The sequence below is a fragment of the Bradyrhizobium sp. S3.7.6 genome (assembly GCF_054061875.1).
On record NZ_JBSSEQ010000001.1, the window covers coordinates 4,289,359 to 4,305,495 of the forward strand.

The 16,137-nt window shown below is 64.1% G+C and carries 19 protein-coding genes and 1 tRNA gene; 10 read left to right on the plus strand and 10 right to left on the minus strand.

The window, feature by feature from the left end:
* Positions 1-3 precede the first annotated feature (3 nt).
* A complete protein-coding gene (locus ACVJ5M_RS20585) occupies positions 4-390 on the minus strand; it encodes a VOC family protein (protein ID WP_085405489.1) in 387 nt (128 codons plus the stop codon).
* 181 nt (positions 391-571) lie between these two features.
* On the opposite strand from ACVJ5M_RS20585, the gene ACVJ5M_RS20590 reads away from it, so the two are divergent.
* From ACVJ5M_RS20590 to ACVJ5M_RS20600, 3 genes are all read left to right on the plus strand, one after another.
* Complete coding sequence (locus tag ACVJ5M_RS20590) at positions 572-1,144, plus strand: hypothetical protein (protein ID WP_166342252.1); 573 nt, start codon at positions 572-574, stop codon at positions 1,142-1,144.
* A 161-nt stretch (positions 1,145-1,305) separates the two neighbouring features.
* A complete protein-coding gene (locus tag ACVJ5M_RS20595) occupies positions 1,306-1,839 on the plus strand; it encodes a hypothetical protein (RefSeq protein ID WP_166342251.1) in 534 nt (177 codons plus the stop codon).
* Positions 1,840-1,990: 151 nt separating this feature from the next.
* Positions 1,991-2,067: transfer RNA gene (locus tag ACVJ5M_RS20600), tRNA-Arg, on the plus strand.
* Between the two features lie 50 nt (positions 2,068-2,117).
* Here ACVJ5M_RS20600 and ACVJ5M_RS20605 read toward each other — a convergent pair.
* The 4 genes from ACVJ5M_RS20605 to ACVJ5M_RS20620 form a co-directional block, all read right to left on the minus strand.
* Entirely contained in the window at positions 2,118-2,270 is a 153-nt protein-coding gene (locus ACVJ5M_RS20605) for a hypothetical protein (RefSeq protein WP_166342250.1), read from the minus strand.
* A 187-nt stretch (positions 2,271-2,457) separates the two neighbouring features.
* Positions 2,458-3,423: an AraC family transcriptional regulator gene (locus tag ACVJ5M_RS20610; RefSeq protein ID WP_166342249.1), complete on the minus strand. Its 966-nt coding sequence runs from the start codon at positions 3,421-3,423 to the stop codon at positions 2,458-2,460.
* Positions 3,424-3,569: 146 nt separating this feature from the next.
* Positions 3,570-3,788 carry a hypothetical protein gene (locus ACVJ5M_RS20615; RefSeq protein ID WP_063982646.1) on the minus strand — a complete coding sequence of 73 codons (219 nt, stop codon included), beginning with the start codon at positions 3,786-3,788 and terminating at the stop codon, positions 3,570-3,572.
* A 141-nt stretch (positions 3,789-3,929) separates the two neighbouring features.
* Positions 3,930-4,208 (minus strand): hypothetical protein, encoded by a 279-nt coding sequence (locus ACVJ5M_RS20620; protein ID WP_071912916.1) that lies wholly within the window; start codon positions 4,206-4,208, stop codon positions 3,930-3,932.
* Positions 4,209-4,519: 311 nt separating this feature from the next.
* Between ACVJ5M_RS20620 and ACVJ5M_RS20625 the strand changes: the two genes are divergently transcribed.
* Complete coding sequence (locus ACVJ5M_RS20625; RefSeq protein ID WP_354099961.1) at positions 4,520-4,981, plus strand: host attachment protein; 462 nt, start codon at positions 4,520-4,522, stop codon at positions 4,979-4,981.
* Positions 4,982-5,011: 30 nt separating this feature from the next.
* On the opposite strand, the gene ACVJ5M_RS20630 is transcribed toward ACVJ5M_RS20625, so the two are convergent.
* Positions 5,012-5,275, minus strand: a complete 264-nt coding sequence (locus ACVJ5M_RS20630; protein ID WP_063982649.1) for a hypothetical protein — start codon at positions 5,273-5,275, stop codon at positions 5,012-5,014.
* A 291-nt stretch (positions 5,276-5,566) separates the two neighbouring features.
* Here ACVJ5M_RS20630 and ACVJ5M_RS20635 point away from each other — a divergent pair, with 291 nt between their 5' ends.
* From ACVJ5M_RS20635 to ACVJ5M_RS20645, 3 genes are all read left to right on the plus strand, one after another.
* On the plus strand, positions 5,567-6,013 hold the full coding sequence (locus tag ACVJ5M_RS20635) for a hypothetical protein (RefSeq protein ID WP_063982650.1): 447 nt from the start codon (positions 5,567-5,569) through the stop codon (positions 6,011-6,013).
* Positions 6,014-6,111: 98 nt separating this feature from the next.
* Positions 6,112-6,984 (plus strand): DMT family transporter, encoded by an 873-nt coding sequence (locus tag ACVJ5M_RS20640; protein WP_085405495.1) that lies wholly within the window; start codon positions 6,112-6,114, stop codon positions 6,982-6,984.
* Positions 6,985-7,081: 97 nt separating this feature from the next.
* Complete coding sequence (locus tag ACVJ5M_RS20645) at positions 7,082-7,828, plus strand: hypothetical protein (RefSeq protein ID WP_063982651.1); 747 nt, start codon at positions 7,082-7,084, stop codon at positions 7,826-7,828.
* Between the two features lie 56 nt (positions 7,829-7,884).
* On the opposite strand, the gene ACVJ5M_RS20650 is transcribed toward ACVJ5M_RS20645, so the two are convergent.
* Both ACVJ5M_RS20650 and ACVJ5M_RS20655 read right to left on the minus strand, forming a co-directional pair.
* Entirely contained in the window at positions 7,885-8,133 is a 249-nt protein-coding gene (locus ACVJ5M_RS20650; RefSeq protein ID WP_354099962.1) for a histone, read from the minus strand.
* Between the two features lie 66 nt (positions 8,134-8,199).
* Positions 8,200-9,591, minus strand: coding sequence for a cryptochrome/photolyase family protein (locus tag ACVJ5M_RS20655; RefSeq protein WP_354099984.1), 1,392 nt, complete (start codon positions 9,589-9,591; stop codon positions 8,200-8,202).
* A gap of 169 nt (positions 9,592-9,760) precedes the next feature.
* On the opposite strand from ACVJ5M_RS20655, the gene ACVJ5M_RS20660 reads away from it, so the two are divergent.
* On the plus strand, positions 9,761-11,491 hold the full coding sequence (locus ACVJ5M_RS20660) for a methyl-accepting chemotaxis protein (protein ID WP_354099963.1): 1,731 nt from the start codon (positions 9,761-9,763) through the stop codon (positions 11,489-11,491).
* 126 nt (positions 11,492-11,617) lie between these two features.
* On the opposite strand, the gene ACVJ5M_RS20665 is transcribed toward ACVJ5M_RS20660, so the two are convergent.
* Positions 11,618-12,277, minus strand: a complete 660-nt coding sequence (locus ACVJ5M_RS20665; RefSeq protein WP_014494579.1) for a peroxiredoxin — start codon at positions 12,275-12,277, stop codon at positions 11,618-11,620.
* Between the two features lie 381 nt (positions 12,278-12,658).
* Between ACVJ5M_RS20665 and ACVJ5M_RS20670 the strand changes: the two genes are divergently transcribed.
* Positions 12,659-13,231 carry a hypothetical protein gene (locus ACVJ5M_RS20670; RefSeq protein ID WP_354099964.1) on the plus strand — a complete coding sequence of 191 codons (573 nt, stop codon included), beginning with the start codon at positions 12,659-12,661 and terminating at the stop codon, positions 13,229-13,231.
* 70 nt (positions 13,232-13,301) lie between these two features.
* On the opposite strand, the gene ACVJ5M_RS20675 is transcribed toward ACVJ5M_RS20670, so the two are convergent.
* Positions 13,302-15,155 carry an alkaline phosphatase family protein gene (locus tag ACVJ5M_RS20675; RefSeq protein WP_063982655.1) on the minus strand — a complete coding sequence of 618 codons (1,854 nt, stop codon included), beginning with the start codon at positions 15,153-15,155 and terminating at the stop codon, positions 13,302-13,304.
* A gap of 514 nt (positions 15,156-15,669) precedes the next feature.
* Between ACVJ5M_RS20675 and ACVJ5M_RS20680 the strand changes: the two genes are divergently transcribed.
* A complete protein-coding gene (locus tag ACVJ5M_RS20680) occupies positions 15,670-16,119 on the plus strand; it encodes a hypothetical protein (protein ID WP_166342243.1) in 450 nt (149 codons plus the stop codon).
* The last annotated feature ends 18 nt before the right edge of the window (positions 16,120-16,137 follow it).

The following is a 16,137-nucleotide window of genomic DNA, read 5'->3' on the forward strand; positions in this document are numbered from 1 at the left end:
GCGTTAGGTGTATTTCTTGTCGCGCTCGAGCAGCTCGATGGAGATGCCTTCCGGGCCGCGGATGAAGCAGATGCGCACGCCGGGCCGGATCGTGGTCGGCTCGCGCGTGAAGGTGACCCCCTTGGCCTTGATCTCGGCCGCGACGGCGTCGATGTCCTTCACGGTGAGACCGAGATGGTCGAGGCCCTGATGCGGGTGCGGCGGCGGCGGGTTGACGGCGTTGTCGCCCTCGAGCGATGCGATGAAGATCTTTGCGCCGCCGAGATTCACGTCGATCCGTCCCGGTGCGCGCACGATCTCGCCGCCGAGGATGTCCCGCAGCCAAGCCGCTGTGGCCTCCGGATCGGGACTGCGCAGATGGACGTGATCCCAAGTGACGACGACTGGCATTTCATGTTCTCCCAACGGGGTCTTCGATGTTGCAGCGCATGTTAGCGGCCCCGGCTGGTGATCGCCACCGTCCTTGCCGACTCGGCATGAGCGCGGGAACCTTAGTTCGTCTCCCGGATTAAGGTAAGCAGTGGCCGAGTCCGTCGTCGAACGAGCCCAGGCCGCGGTCGGTGATACAGCCATGAACGCCAGGTTTGATCGGATCGGGTGGGGACGTTTCGCCGGGAGCGGCGAGCGCCTGGCGCGAGCCGTGACGATCGCGAGCGTCTCGTTCGGGCGAAGCCTGCTCTGGCTACTGGCGGCGATCATCGTCGGCTGCGGGGTGTGGATGCTGCTGCCGCTCTCCAGGGGCAACAGCACCGAGCCGGTGAAGTCTGACGTGGCAACGGTCGAACCGGCACCTCCGGGCAGTACGGCGGCGGCGGTCTCGCCGATTGTCGAAGCTCAGGCGCCAGCTGCGGCAGAACTCGATCGCCTCAAAATCTCATCGCAGACCTGGCGCCGAGGCGGGCTCGGCTCGAAGGCGCTGGTGACGTTCACGCTGCGAAACGACAATGACTATGCCGTTAAGGATCTGGAGATCGTCTGCGCGTTCACGCGGCGCGATGGCAGTCATCTCACCGACCGCAGCCGCGTGCTTGCCGACACGGTAACGATGAAGAGCCGCAAGACCTTTGCCCGTATTGCTGTCGGCTTCATCAACGTTAATGCCGATCAGGCGAAGTGTTCGCTGGTCGCAGCACGGCGCGCGTAACGCCCGGAGTTCCCGGTAGCGGAAAAGTTACTGTCGGCAGGCCTTGGCCGAAAAACTTGGCGTTGCCATTTGAACCAAGGGCCGGGTGCAGGAACCAATTAGAGTATCGCCGGTTTAAGGCGAAGAGCCCACGCGGGGATGCGGGGGGCGGAGCGTGGCCGATGCCCATTTTCAGGTACTTCGTTTTCGTCGGTGGAGCGTTGCTCGCACTGTTGTTCGCGGCGAATTACGTTCTGCCGTCGCAACCGGTCGCACGGGCCATTGTCACCGCAAGCAACGATCAGCCCTTGATCCGGATTCGGTCGGATCGCCATTTGCCTGAGCGTGTCGTGCTCGACACCAGCCAGCCGACGATTGCCGCTCCCGCAGTGAAGACCGCCGCGGTCGTTGCGCCTCAGGCGCCGGTGCAGGAGGCTGCTTCGCCGGAACTGGCCGAGATGTCGGCCAAGGCGCGGGTGCGCGAGACCTTCGCCCAGTTTACGCCGGCCCCGAAGGCCAACGCCGCTGCGGCCAGGAAGACCGAGGCCAAGCCGCAAGTTCAGGCGCAGGCTCAGCTTCCCCAGGGGCAGACGCCTCAGATCCAGGCTCAGCCCAAGCGCAAGGTCGCCAGGGCGCATCCGGCTCCACAGCAGGGCCGGTCGATGATGCTGGTCGCGCAGCAGCCCCATTTCGGTCTCTTCAACACGACCTGGTAAGGGCGCCTCCGACCGTCTCGAAACGAGACGGAGAGGGCTTTTTATTGGTCAATCTCTCTGCTAATTCGAACCGATCCGAACGCCGTCCGGTGCGCTGGCTTGCCAGCAGCGGTCAGGCGCTTCTCGGTTGCGGCCCAATACCCGGGCCGGGGCGCTCGTAGCTCAGCTGGATAGAGCATCGGATTTCGATTCCGAGGGTCGGAGGTTCGAATCCTTCCGAGCGCGCCACTTGCCAGGCCGGAGCCTCGAGGCCCGGCCGGCTCAATCCGCGGGTCCCCTTACTTGCCCTGGATCTTCAGCCCGTTGGGCCCGACATTGATCTGCAGGCCGTCGGGCTGCTTTTTCGCCTGGTAGAGATTGAAGCCGAGCATGGCTGCCGCGACGACCAGAGCGCCGATGATCAGAAACAGGACGTTACGGTTGATAGACATTCTCTTCCCTGAACCACTTGATTGGCGGCGAGAGAAACCCCGCGCGTAGGGCACGCGGGGTTTCTCAGCGCGCCCCCGGGGCTGGCTGGCGCGCACTGCTCGGACCTGACAACCTCGTTCGAGGGAACCTGTTCCATAGCCCCCCGACGCGTGGTCAAGGCAAGCCATCGGCGTCGCGCCTGTGATGTCAGCTTGCGGAACGGCAGGTGTGCCGGGCCCGTGCCAGCGTGTCGGAGGGCGCCTCGTGGAAGGTCGCGCGGTAGGCCGCGGCAAACTCGCCGAGGTGATGAAATCCCTGGGCGCGTGCGCACGTGGCGACCGTCGCGCCGCCGCCCTTCAGGAGCCGCGAGCGTGTGGCCCACAGCCGCTTCAGGCGGATGTATTGATGCAGGCTCATGCCGCGCACCTTGCTCACCGCGCCGCCGAGCGTTCGGACCGAAACGCCCAACTCGCCGGCGAGATTGGCCGTATAGATCGGAGCGGTCGGATAGGCCGAGACGTAATCGTCGATCTGTTGCACGAGCCTGGCTGATCGCGCGCCTGCATTCGGGGCGGTGCGATCAGACAACGGGTCGATTTGAAACAGGTCGTCGAAGGCGAGCAGCAGACCCTCCTGGAGATGCGCGGCGACCTCTGTGGTTTCGAACATGTGCGGCTCTACGGACGCGGTCCGCAGGATGTCGAGAACAAGCTGACGCGCGTAGAGATGCGCCACGGGGTCCGCGATGCGAACCCACAATGCATCGGCGCGATCGAACCAGCCGCGATCCCTGAGCGCGGGGGAGAACATGATCAGCGCGTGGTAATTGGTCTGATGCTCGACGAAATGACAATGATGATTGCCGCGCAAGGCGATGAAAAAGCGCGAGTCGAGTTCGATCCCACTCGAGCTGGCGCGCAGATCGTCGGTCATCGGCAGGATCACCATGCCGCCCGGTGCGCGATAGGCGGTATCGAGAATCCGCGCAAACGACCTCGCCACGATGAGCCGGCACCCCGGCAGGTTCACGATCGCACGCGCCGCAGCGAAGTTGGCGACGTCGAGCGGAATGCTGCGGGCGTCTTCCATCGACTCGGCCGGTCGAAACGCGTCGACATCGGAAAACCGGATCAACTGGAGCGCGGAGGAGGGGGCGAGAGCGTCGAAGAACATGCTTCTGGCCGAATGCTGAAATGTGACAATTAAATAAAATTCGATACATCGCAATCAATGGCGAAACAGGATGATTCAGTAAACCGGATTCCGGGCCGTAGTATTGCGGACATCATGCCACGCGGCGCGGCAGTTCGATGTCACCGTCAACGGTCCCGGTTCATCGGTTGGCCTGAGGCGAGGTCGATGAAATGGAGGCGCGTGCAGGCGGGACATGCGAAGGACTCGAAGCTCCGCCCCTCGAGCCGCCGCCCCTCAAGCCTCCGCTCGTCAGGCCTTCGCTCGTCAAGCCTTGGCTGCCTCTCGAGATGCGTCTGCACATTCATGCCCGTCTGGGGGCATCGGAAAACAATGAAATCCGCCATCGACGTAGAATGACGGCGCATCGAATTTCATCTTTGATCTAGATCAGTTTTGGAATCGCTCCACGCAAGCCGCGCGCACGCGAATGGACGCAACGCGCGATCTCGCAAAAGCGAAGGGGCCCGAGAGGGCCCCTTTGGAGATCACCAGCGGCGATAGCGTGGTCCGTAATAGCGAGGCCCATAGGCGCGTGGCCCATACCCATAATATCGGGGCCCGTAATACGGCCGCGGGCCGTAATACCCATCATAGTTCGGGCGCCAGAAACAGCGCCCCCAGGCGTCGCAGACCATGCGGACCTGCTCGACGTCGGAGACCTGCGGCGTCGCAGGTGCGGGCGCGATGGGCATGGCGGACGCCGCCGGCGATGCCATGATGGCACCGAACAGGGATGCGGCGACGAGGCCAGTCTTGAGATTCATGATGTCTTCCTCTGCTTACGCAATACAGGATATCGAAGTTGTTCTGATCAAATTGTGGCGGAACCGAAATGTAATGCTGATGAACAAATCTTCAGCAAAGCTCGCCGCAGACCCGACCTTTCGCTTCGCAAGACTATCCCAGGTTCGCGCGCGTGACCAATGCTGCGCTTGCACTGGCGCTGCCTGGCAGGACATTGCGTTCATCTTTGATCCTGCGCAATTCGCCGGCACGACTTCATCCCTAGTCTTGCCGTAGCCAGCGCTTTGAGGAATTCGAAGAGCAGGCTCGCGAGATTGCCTGGAGCTGTGCAATGGACAAGATGAGACTAGACAAGGGTGACTGGCTGATCGTGTGCGACGGGCGCAAGGCGCTCATTCTGGAAAACCTCGGCGACGAGATGTTTCCGAACCTCCAGACCCGGGAGGTGCACGAGCAGCCCAATCCCTCGACCGGTGCGCAAGGGACCGATGCGCCGGGCCGGCTGAACGCCGCCGTCGGCGGCGCGCGCAGCTCGGTCGAGCAGACCGATTGGCACGATGAGGCCGAGCGGGCCTTCCTGCGGAGCCTGGCCGGCCGGCTCGATGCCGCCGTCAGCGCGGGCGAGACCTCGGCCTTGACCATGGTGGCCTCACCACGCGCGCTCGGTATGATCCGCGCCGATTATTCGGTCGTGGTGCGCAAGGCGCTTCAAGGCGAGGTCGGCAAGGACCTCGTCAAGCTGCCGGTCTACGAGATCGAGAAGCAATTGCTGCTGTCGGGCGCCGCCAAATAGCGGCACCCGCAGAGGACGCGCCAGCGCCCCTCAGAAGCAGGGGTGCCGGCGGCCGTCCTGGCCGATATAGGTGGCCGAGCTCTGGTAGCAGCGGTTGTTCGACGGGCCGTCGTAGAAGGCGAAGGTGCCGGGGGTAACGCCGGGCCCGTAATTGTGCAGATAGCTGATCGGGTAGGGCAGCGGGTTGGTGTAGTGGCGGTGGTACCGGTGGTGTCCCCGCGCCTCGGCAAGGCTAGGGGCGAGGATGGCGGCCGACAGGGCAGCAACCGCGGCTACAAGCTTCAACGTGCTCATCTCGATTCTCCGGAACCCGCGCGAATAGGTCAGGTGTTTATAGCCATTTCGAGCCGCCGGGACACCCGTCCGGCACCCCGAAATCGGGGCCAATCCCGCCGATTCCCGGGTGGGTGTGACAGAATTGCCGGAAGCAGGGTCGAAGGCTGCCCATTTTTGGCCTTTTCGGGATGCTTAACGAATTCCCCACACAAGTATGGCCAAAGAGAATTCGCTTAAGAATCCTGTCGCCGGCCCTTTGGGGGTCCTTCGAGGCCGGTCCATTCCTGAAGGCTTTCGCCGTCACGCACCATGCGCATCACGCTTTTGAGCCTGCTGTTGCTCTCCGTCGCCGCCGCTACGCCGGCGCGCGCCGAGCTGCACATCACCCGTGACCACGGCGGCTACGTCGAGGAGTACAAGGCCAAGTACAAGCGCGTCCGCGAGAAGGGTGAGCGCGTCATCATCGACGGCATCTGCAACTCGGCCTGCACCCTGGTGCTCGGCATGGTGCCGATGAACAAGATCTGCGTGACGCCGCGCGCCAGCCTCGGCTTCCATCAGGCCTATTACGACAAGGCCTTCACCTTCGGCATCAAGGTCACCAGCGCGGAGGGGACGTCCGACCTGATGTCCTATTACCCCAACACGGTGAAGGACTGGATCCGCCGCAATGGCGGGCTCACCACCGACATGAAGAAGATCAAGAACGGTGTCGAGCTCTGGAAGATCATCGACCCCTGTCCGGAAGAATGGTGAGCGGCTGAGCTGCGCTCCCGCTGACCGTCGCAGCGCAGCATCGCTCGTTCGGAAATTCGCATTGCCGCACAGGCCCCGGTCGGGCAATGAGGGCGGCAATGAACCATAATCAAGAAGCCCTGACCGCCCGCGCCGCGCCGATCCTGTTCGTCGTGCTCTGGAGCACCGGATTCATCGGCACCAAATACATCATCAACAACGCCGATCCCTTGACCTATCTCGCCATTCGCATGGCGATCGTGGTCGGCCTGATGGCGATCATCGTGGCGATCGCGCGACCGAAATGGCCGGACCGTGTCGACGTCGCGCATAGCGCCGTTGCCGGCATTCTCGTCCACGGCTTCTATCTCGGCGGCACGGCGATTGCGATCGCGCATTCGATCCCGGCCGGACTCTCGGCGTTGATTCCGGGCCTTCAGCCGATCCTGACCTCGACCATCGCCAATCGCTGGCTCGGCGAACGCGTGACGCCGGTGCAATGGGCGGGCCTGGTGCTTGGCCTCGGCGGTGTAGCGCTGATCCTGCACGGCCGCCCGATGACGGGCGAGGCGGGGCTCGGCTGGCTCGCCTCGGTGGTGTCGTTGATCAGCATCACGCTCGGCACGCTCTATCAGCGCCGCTACTGCAACCACATCGACTGGCGCGCCGGCAATCTCGTCCAATATATCGCCGTCACCGTCTTCTTCACGGTCGGCGCCTTCCTGTTCGAGGACCGCGTGGTGCACTGGACGCGGGAGTTCGTGCTCGCGCTTGCCTGGCTCGCCGTGGCGCTCTCGATCGGATCGATCGGGCTGTTGTACTGGCTGATCCGCCACGCTGCCGCGACCTCGGTTGCGAGCCTGTTCTACCTGGTGCCCGCCGTCACGGCGCTGATGGCCTATCTGCTGTTCGGGGAGAAGCTCGATGCGCTGGCGATTGCCGGCATGGCGATGTGCGCGGCGGCGGTGTTCGTGGTCAACCGGCGTTTCTAGGCAGGCAGGCCAGTACGTCGGAGTACATCCCTGACGTGCGGCGCGCGCTCGTGCTAGGCTGGACTGATTTCAGCTTCCCTTTGGCAAGGTGATTTCCATGAAAAAAGCACGGCGTGCACTGCTCGGCAGGTCCTTGAGGCCGGTCCGGATTGCCTGCATCAACTACGCCGAGGAGATGATGAGCGAGCGGATGATGGGGAGGCTCACGGCGGCGCTGCAGAAATGCTACGACGAGCATTTCCTGCCGGTCTGGGGCTATCCCATCGATCTCGACGTCACCCGCAACCCGAAGCCGACGGACTGGCAGCTGCTCTATTTTGACGACGCCACCCACAAGAACTTCCTCGGGCGGCACGAGCTGACGCACCGCGGCCAGCCGATTTCAAAGATCTTTCTGAAGGCACTCGGCGAGGACGATCCGGTCAGCCTGGCGGCCTCGCACGAACTGTTCGAGATGGTGCTCGATCCCATGGCCAATCTGTGGGCCGACAAGACTCGGCACACCCAATATGCCTACGAGGTCTGCGACGCCGTGGAAGAGGAGTCTTTTCTCGTCAACGGCTTTCCGATGTCGAACTTCGTCTATCCGTCCTGGTTCGAACCGTTCGAGCATCCCCGCGGCACCAAGTTCGACCATATGGGGTCGCTCAAGGCGCCGTTCTCGATGACGGAAGGCGGCTATGTCATCAAGAAGGTCAACGGCCGGAAGGTGATCAAGCAGTTCGGCTCATCCGAGAAGCGGAGGCGCTTCGCCAAGGAGGACCGGCGCGGCCATCGCAGCGAATTTCGTGATCCGCAAGGCGAGCATCACCCGGGCCGGCGCGCCGCCAAGCGGCGAGGGTAGGGGCGGGAGAAGTCTCCGGGCGCGCCCGTACCCGGAGACCTGCTCGAGCGCTGCGATCAGCGCTTGGCCTTCTTTTTCGACTTGGCTGCCTTCTTCGCGGACTTCCTGGTGGCCTTCTTTGCAGCCTTCTTCGAAGCTTTCTTCGCAGATTTCTTGGAAGCCTTCTTCGGCGCTACTTTCTTCGCGACCTTCTTGGCGGCTTTCCTGACCTTCTTGACGGCGGTGACTGCGGCTTCGCTGGTTGCTTCCACGGCGGTGGTGATCGTGTCCAGCGCCTGTTCGGTGATCGGCTTCTCGTCGTCCATATCGTCCCCCACGGTTTGTATGGAGCGATGACGATAGCGGGTTTCAAAATCGAGTCAAAGCAGCGCTCAACCTTTGCGGATCTTTGCGTAGGCGGCGAGCGCGCGCTCGCGCCCCTTCGCGTGATCGACGATCGGCTGCGGATAGGTCTTGCCGAGCGTGACGCCCGCGCTCGCAAGCTCGATCGGTGATACCTGCCAGGGCAGGTGGATCAGCTTGGCCGGCACGTCTTTCAGCTCGGGCACCCAGCGCCGGACATAGGCTCCATCAGGATCGAACTTCTCGCCCTGGAGAGTTGGATTGAACACGCGGAAATAGGGCGCGGCGTCGGCGCCGCAGCCGGCGACCCATTGCCAGTTGGCGGGATTGCTGCCGGCATCCGCATCGACCAGCGTGTCCCAGAACCAGCTCTCGCCGTCGCGCCAGTCGATCAGGAGATGCTTGACCAGGAAGGACGCCACCACCATCCGCACCCGGTTGTGCATCACGCCGGTGTGCCAGAGCTCGCGCAGGCCGGCATCGACGATGGGATAGCCGGTGCGTCCGCGCTGCCAGGCGGCGAGCGCTTTCTTGTCTCCCTTCCAGGGAAAGCCATCGAAATTCGTTTGCAGGTTTTCGGTGGCAAGGCTCGGGTGATCGTGGAGGAGGTGGCGGCAGAATTCGCGCCAGCCGAGCTCGCTCAGGAACTTTTCGACGCCGGGCCCGATCGCGGGATTCTCCGCTGCTGCAAAGCGCGCGGCGTGCCAGATCTGCCGCGGGCTGAGCTCGCCGAACCTCAAGTGAGGCGACAGGCTTGAAGTCCCCTCGCGATCCGGACGGTCGCGATCGCCGACATAGACGCGCGCGGTGTGCTTGAGGAAGTCGCGGAGGCGCACGCGGGCCGAGGCTTCTCCCGGCGTCCAGGTCTGGCGCAGGCCGCCAGCCCAGTCGGGCTTTGTCGGCTCGAGCGTCCAGCTCTCCAGCGCGTCGCTGGCGAGCTGCGGCGCAGGGCGTAGCTCCCGCGGTGCGGGCAGAGGCTTGGGCGGATCGCCCAGCGACAGCACCCGCCGCCAGAACGGCGTGAACACGCGAAGGCCGCGGCCCTCCTTGTTGCGGATCGCCGAGGGTGGGACCAGCAAGTCGCCAGGGAAGCTCTGCGAGGCCACGCCGAGCTTTGCCAGCGCAGCTTCAAGCTGTTTCTCGACGGCCTGATGTGGCGCCTGCGCGACCCCGTTCCAGTAGACCGCTCCCGCTCCGCTCTCGCGCGCCACCTCGGGGATCACCTTGGCCGCCGGCCCCTTGCGCAGGATCAGCGATCCGCCGCGCGTGGCGATCTCGGCGCCGAGCGCCCGCAACGACTGCGCCAGCCACCAGCGCGTCGCGCTGCCCAGCGCCCGTCCGGCCATCTCATCCATCACATAGAGGCAGATCACCGGCGCGCCTGTCTTCGTGGCGGCATGGAGGGCGGGATGGTCGGACAGGCGGAGGTCATCGCGGAACCAGACGATGACAGGCGGCGCGCTTGGCGTGGTCAGGGCAGGCCTCGTTTACAATTTGGCAAGCATGCCGCGTGCGGCGGTGTGAACCGTCGTTAATTCGGTCGTAAGCCGATTGCATGAATATGCAGGAATTCCGGGGGTAGTTCCATTCATGTCCAACCGTGCGACGGCAAAGTTCTTGCCGCAATTCAAGCTGGGTACCAAGGCCGTCCTGTGCGCCGTGCTGCTGATCGCCGTGAACACGGCGCTCGTGGTCGGCGCCGGATACTGGTCGCTCACCTCCGCCTTCAACGATCGTGCGCTGCGCGACATCGAGGTCAATTTGCGCACGCTGGCCCTGGCTTTTGCCGAGGTCGTTCCCGACGCGAAGATCACGATGCGGGATGGCGGGGTGGCGCGCGCCGAGATTCCCAAAATGCCGGAGTTCAGGGATCACGCCATCGTCGATCGTGCGGTGTCCTATGTCCGCGGCAACGCGACCCTGTTCGTGTTCGATGATGCGAGCGGGCAGTTCGTCCGCCGCTCGACCAACGTGAAGAAGGAGAACGGCGACCGCGCTGTCGGGACCCAGCTTGCCGCCGATCATCCCGGGCAGGCCGTCCTGCGCCGCGGCGAGGCGTACAAGGGCCCGGCCACGCTGTTCGGCAAAACCTTCATGACCGCCTATTTCCCGGTCGCGGATGCCACCGGCAAGGTCGTCGGCATTCTCTATGTCGGCATCCCCATGGCGCAGTTCGAGAGCATGCTGACCCAGGCCATCGAGAGCATGGCGATCGCGGCCGGCGTTGCCGCGCTCCTGGTCCTAGTCCTCACCTTGCTGGTCGTCCGCCGTATCACCAGGCCGCTCACCTCGGTCACGCGCTCGCTGACGGCGCTCGCCGAAGGCAAGAGCGACGTCGAGATCGATTGCGAGGATCGCGCCGACGAGATCGGCGAGATCGCCCGCACAGTCGCGGTGTTCAAGAGCAACTCGCTGGAGCGGGCGCGCCTGCGCAGCGAGCAGACCGCGGCCACGGCTGCCGCGGCAGAGCAGCGCAAGGCGGAGCTGCGCAATTTCGTCGAGCAGTTCCGCGGCAGCGTCGGCGGCATCCTCGATAAGGTGCTGAGCTCCTCCGGTGAGTTCGAGCGGGTGGCGCGGCAACTCACCGACACCGCACGCTCCACCGCCGATCTGTCGGCGCAGTCGGCAGGCGCATCCGAGAACGCCTCCGAGCACGTCCGCACGGCGGCCTCGGCCTCCGACGAACTGTCCCACTCGATCTCCGAGATCACCCGCCGGGTGCAGGAATCGAACGAGATCTCCGCCGAGGCGGTACGGCAGGCCGAAGCCACCGACCAGCGCATGGCGCAGCTCTCGGAAGCGGGGGCGCGCATCGGCGACGTCGTCAAGCTGATCACCTCGATCGCCGAGCAGACCAATCTTCTGGCGCTGAACGCCACCATCGAGGCCGCACGCGCCGGGGACGCCGGTCGCGGCTTCGCGGTGGTGGCCCAGGAGGTCAAGACGCTCGCCGGCCAGACCGCCAAGGCGACGGACGAGATCTCGAACCAGATCGCCAGCATGCAGCTTGCAACGGAGGAATCGGTCACCGCCATCAAGGCGATCGGCCAGACCATCGAGCGCATCAGCGGCATCGCGGGCTCGATCTCGGCCGCGGTCGAGCAGCAGAGGAGCGCCACCCACAACATCGCAGCCAGCGTTCGCGCTGCGGCCTCCGGTACTGCCGATGTCGCGGTCAATGTCCGTCACGCCGCCAAGGGCGCGAGCGAGACGGGAGAGACGTCGAGCCGGATGTTCGCCTCTGCCCAGGCGCTGTCAGGCGAGAGCCTGCATCTGAAGGCCGAGGTCGACAGCTTCCTCGACCGCGTGCACGCGGCCTAATCCAGCTTAGTCATTCCGGGGTGGTCCGCAGGACCGAGCCCTGGTGCGCAATGGCGCACCAGAGTTCGATGCTGACTCATCGCCCGGGATGACTTTTTTGCGGTCGCTATCCGCGACCGCCAGAAGTCACTTCGGCTGCGGCACGATGCGGATGTAGGGCTTCGGTTCCTTCCAGCCCTGCGGATAGATCGTCTTCGCCTCGTCGTTGGAAACCGAGCCGGCGATGATGACGTCCTCGCCCTGCGTCCAGTCGGCCGGCGTGGCGACGCGATGCTTGGCCGTCAGCTGAAGCGAGTCGATGACGCGCAGGATCTCCTGAAAATTCCGGCCTGTGGTCATCGGATAGACCAGAACCAGCTTGATCTTCTTGTCCGGCCCGATGATGAAGACGTTGCGGACGGTCTGGTTGTCGGCCGGCGTGCGGGTGAGGGGATCGCCCGAGGTCGAGGCCGGCAGCATCTCGTAGAGTTTCGAGACGTTGAAGTCGGTGTCGCCGATCATCGGGTAGTTGGGGGCGGCGCCTTGCGTCTCCTTGATGTCCTCCGACCATTTGGAATGGCGGTCGACCGGATCGACCGAAAGGCCCATCAGCTTGACGCCACGCTTGTCGAATTCCGGCTTCAGCTTGGCAAGCGCGCCGAGCTCGGTCGTACAAACCGGCGTGAAGTCCTTGGGGTGAGAGAACAGGAGAGCCCAGCTATTGCCAATCCAGTCGTGGAACTTGATCTTCCCTTCGGTGGTCTCGGCTTCGAAGTCGGGCGCGGTGGTGCCGATCGGGAGTGTCATGGTTCTACCTCATCTCATTGAATTTACTTGGTAATTTATCTTTGGCCGTCGCGGTCAGTATAGGGTCTTCGCGGCCCTAAGTGAACCGCTTCAAGTAAAATGTGAATTTCTTCTCTGAAGGGCCGATTTCCTAGCACCTTTCTGTTACAGCCGCGCCTGCGACGAAACATCTCGACCGGAGCCGTACGGTCTCGATTGCCCCCATAAAGCCTTTTATGACCCGCATCACGCTCGCCCCGACGCCTCCGGAACCGAAATGGTCCTCGTAGCGACTAATCGGCAACCATTGAGAAAAGTCGCGATCCCCGTATCGAATCATTAACCACCCCTTTACGCCCGCATGAAAATGCTGGTCGATCAGAAGAAATCTGGAAGTGAACTATGTCTGCCGCTGCGCATAAGTTTGTTGAGTCGCCGTCCCTCGAACCGTCCTGCCGCGATACCGCGGCTCATGCATTGACCGTCGTGCGCGACGGCGTGATCACGGGCGAAGGCCCGACCACCAAGGGCCGGGTCCACTTTTCCCGCTCGCTCGATGCCGATGACACCGCCTGGTGCGCGCGCATCCTGACCGCCACGGCCGTCAACGACCAGCCGGTCAGCCGCGCCGAAGCCGAGGCGCTGTTCGAGATCAATGAAGCCGCAACCGAGCGCACCGATGGCGGCCGGTTCGACGACCTGCTCGCCAAGGCCGTTGCCCATTACGCCGCGAGCGCCTCGGGCCTGAAGGTGCCGCCGCGCAGCGTTGCGCTGTCGGCAGAGTCTGAGATCGAGAGCTGGGCTCCGTCCTACGCCGCCAAGGTCAACAGCGAGATGCTGGAGTGGATCGCCGGACAGATGCGCGGCAAGCGCCAGAACAACCGTCGCCTGATGGCGATGGTGGCGACCTTCCTGGGCGCCACTGCGCTGCCTTTGGCAGGCCAATTGCCGAACGTATTCGACATCGGCATGTAAAAGATCTGGGAATGTAAGAGTTAGACGAGACTGTCGCGCCCCTTGCGAGGCGCGACAGACAGCGGCGGGGTTATTTCCCCGCCGTTTTTTGTTTGCCGGCGTCCGGCTCGAGCCCGAGCGTGCGGCCCGGGAAACCGGCGGCGTCGAAATAGCGCTGGCTGCCGACGCGCTGGAAGTTCAGCACGGTCGCCAGGCCGCCCTCTGCGGGCTTGGACTTCAGCGTGCCGGTATAGGCCTTCGGCACGATGCCGTTGGGCAGGGCCTCCGACATCACGCGGCCGACAAGGCCGCCGTTCTGCGGGCCGCGCAGGCCCATGAGCTGGGCGGCCGTCATGCCGACGTCGGCATTGCTGACCGGGATCTGGCTGACATAGCCGGCTTTGAAGTCCGGACCGATCGCGGCCATGAAGTTCATGGTGTCGCCGCGGCTGAAGCTGCCATGCATGCCCTGGCCCTGGCGCAGCACGGTGTCGGCGACCTGCACCGAGCAGTTGGTCGGCGCCTCACCGCAATCGCTGGCATAGGAGCGGAAATTGACGACGATCGCCGGCGTTGGCGTCGCCGACTTGCCGCGCAGATTGATGCTCGACAGCGGCAGGGTACCGGGGATGCGGCCGAGCGAGTCGTCCACGAACAGGCCGGAGACGTAATCCTGCTCGAGCAGCGCCTTGACGGTCTTGACCGCCAGCTTCTTGTCCTTGTTCGGCAGGTAGATCAGGTCCGAGCCGCCATTGGTGGCGATGACGAGGTCAGGCTTGGTCGGATCCTTGCCGAGCACGCCGTTGCCGGCCTTCGGATGGGCGTTGCCGGTGACGGCGGCGTTCTTGTCGTTGGGGTCGAACAGCGGCAGGTCGAGCGCCTTGGCCAGGTCGATCGCCAAAAAGCCCATCGGCAAAAAGTCCTTCGGCGTGTCGTCATAGCTGACCTTGGCTGAGGGGCTGGTCTTGCTCTCCTTGGAGATGGTCGAGAAGCCGTGGTCGGCCTGGATCATGATGTTGGTATTCGCGGCCAGCCCGAGCTCGTCGAGCGCCTTGCGGAGCTGGGCGAGGTTGTTGTCGGCGTTCTTGATGCTCGCCATCGTGCTCGGGCCGTTGATGCCCGGCTTGATCTGGTTGAGGCTGTCGCCCTGGTTGTGCTGGGTGCCGTCAGGGTCGCGCGACCAGAACACCAGCACGAACGGCTTGTTGCGCGCCTTGAACATCGGCAGCACGGCCTTGGCGGCGACGTCGGCGAAATAAGCCTGCTGCGCGACGTTGGCGACAACGGTGCCGGGCGTCTTGGCATCGCCCGCCTTGGAATTGTCGCCGCGCGGTGGCGTGGCGAGGGGCAGACCGGCCTTGGTCAGCGCGTCCTTCACCTCGTCCGACAGCGCCACGCCGTTCTTGCCGCCGGTGGAGTCGTCGAACACGACCGAATGCAGGCCGGCCTTTTCGGGCTTGTCAGTGTGGTCGAACTGGTAGGTCGGACCGACCTTGCCGATCGCCGCGGTGCTGAAGCCCTTGTCGCGGGCCATCTTCAGAATCGTCTCTTCGTTGAGATAGTCGCCCTTGAAATGCTCGTCGATGTCGCCAAGCACGGCGTCGTTCTCGATGAAGGGGACGACGGTGTCGCCGGCGGGGACGGACGTGTAGTTGGTCCAGATCGTGTTGGAGAACACGCCGGTGTCGCCGAGATAGTGACCGGTCGACATCGCCGAGCCGTTGGCCATGGTGAAAGTCGGGAAGAGCGAATGCGGGTTCTTGAAGTTGACGCCCTTGTCACGGACCTCGGCCATCGCCGGCGCGGTTTCCGGCGTCACCTTCAGTGCGCGCAAACCATCGGGGATGAAGAGGATCAGGTTGCGGGGCGTGTTGTTCTGGGCGGAGGCAAGTCCGGTGGACAAGACTGTCAGTCCGGCGGACAGCAACACCAGTGAACGGCGCATCGAAATCTCCTGCGGTGAGGCGGCAATGGCCGCGACCGCGGCCCCCGGCCATCGTTTAGTTTTGCTGCATGACAGTTTTGTTACAAGACCCAGGGAGCAAGCAGAAGTGACGGGGAGGTGACCAGGCACCCACGGATGGGGCGTTGTCGGGCACGAGATCACAGTTGTTGCGCTCAGCCGCCTCGACGCCGTCACTGCGAGGGCACCGAAGCAATCCGGAATTCCTCCGCGGCAAGACCCTGGATTGCTTCGCTGCGCTCGGGGAGGAGGCGACTTCAAGCAAAATTGCCGCCGCCAAATTCGGCGAGCGCGATCAACTCCGATCAACGGGTCATGAGGACTACCCCGGAACGAAGTGTCTGAAATCAGCACAGAATCCCGGGCGACTTGCCGCACCAGGTACCCCGTTAATCCCGTGCCTTAACCAACAATTAATTATACGTTTGCGGGTGGGCGACGGCCCGGCCTAGCGTGCGGTGGGGAGCCGCCGAAGCCAAACGAGTTGGTGCGTATCATGATGTCCAGATCATATGGGGCGCTCTTCGCCTCGCTCAGCGCAGCCGCGCTGCTCCTGTCTGCCAATGACGGTTTTGCCAGGCCCGGCGCCACCACCACCGCCGCGCACGGGATGGCCGCCGCGCCTTCCGGCGCGATCGCGCGTCCGCAGATCGGTCCTGGCGCCCGGTTCCGCGGCCGCAACACGCCCTGGGTCTATTGGCCGGGCGGCGGCGGGTTCTACGACAACGCAGGCTATAACCAGCCTTTCGTCGATGCCGGGCAGCCGGCCTCCACCGATGTGCGTTACACCTATACGTACGACGTTCCCTGGGACTGGACCCATCGCTTCCCGCCGAACGTGGTGCCGTCCGACCGGCCCTATGTGCCAAGCTGCCCGACGGAGCAGGTGACGGTGCCCGGCCGCGGCGGCGCCGAGCACACGGTCAACATCATGCGCTGCTACTGAGCGGCGTCGTCCGCCCAG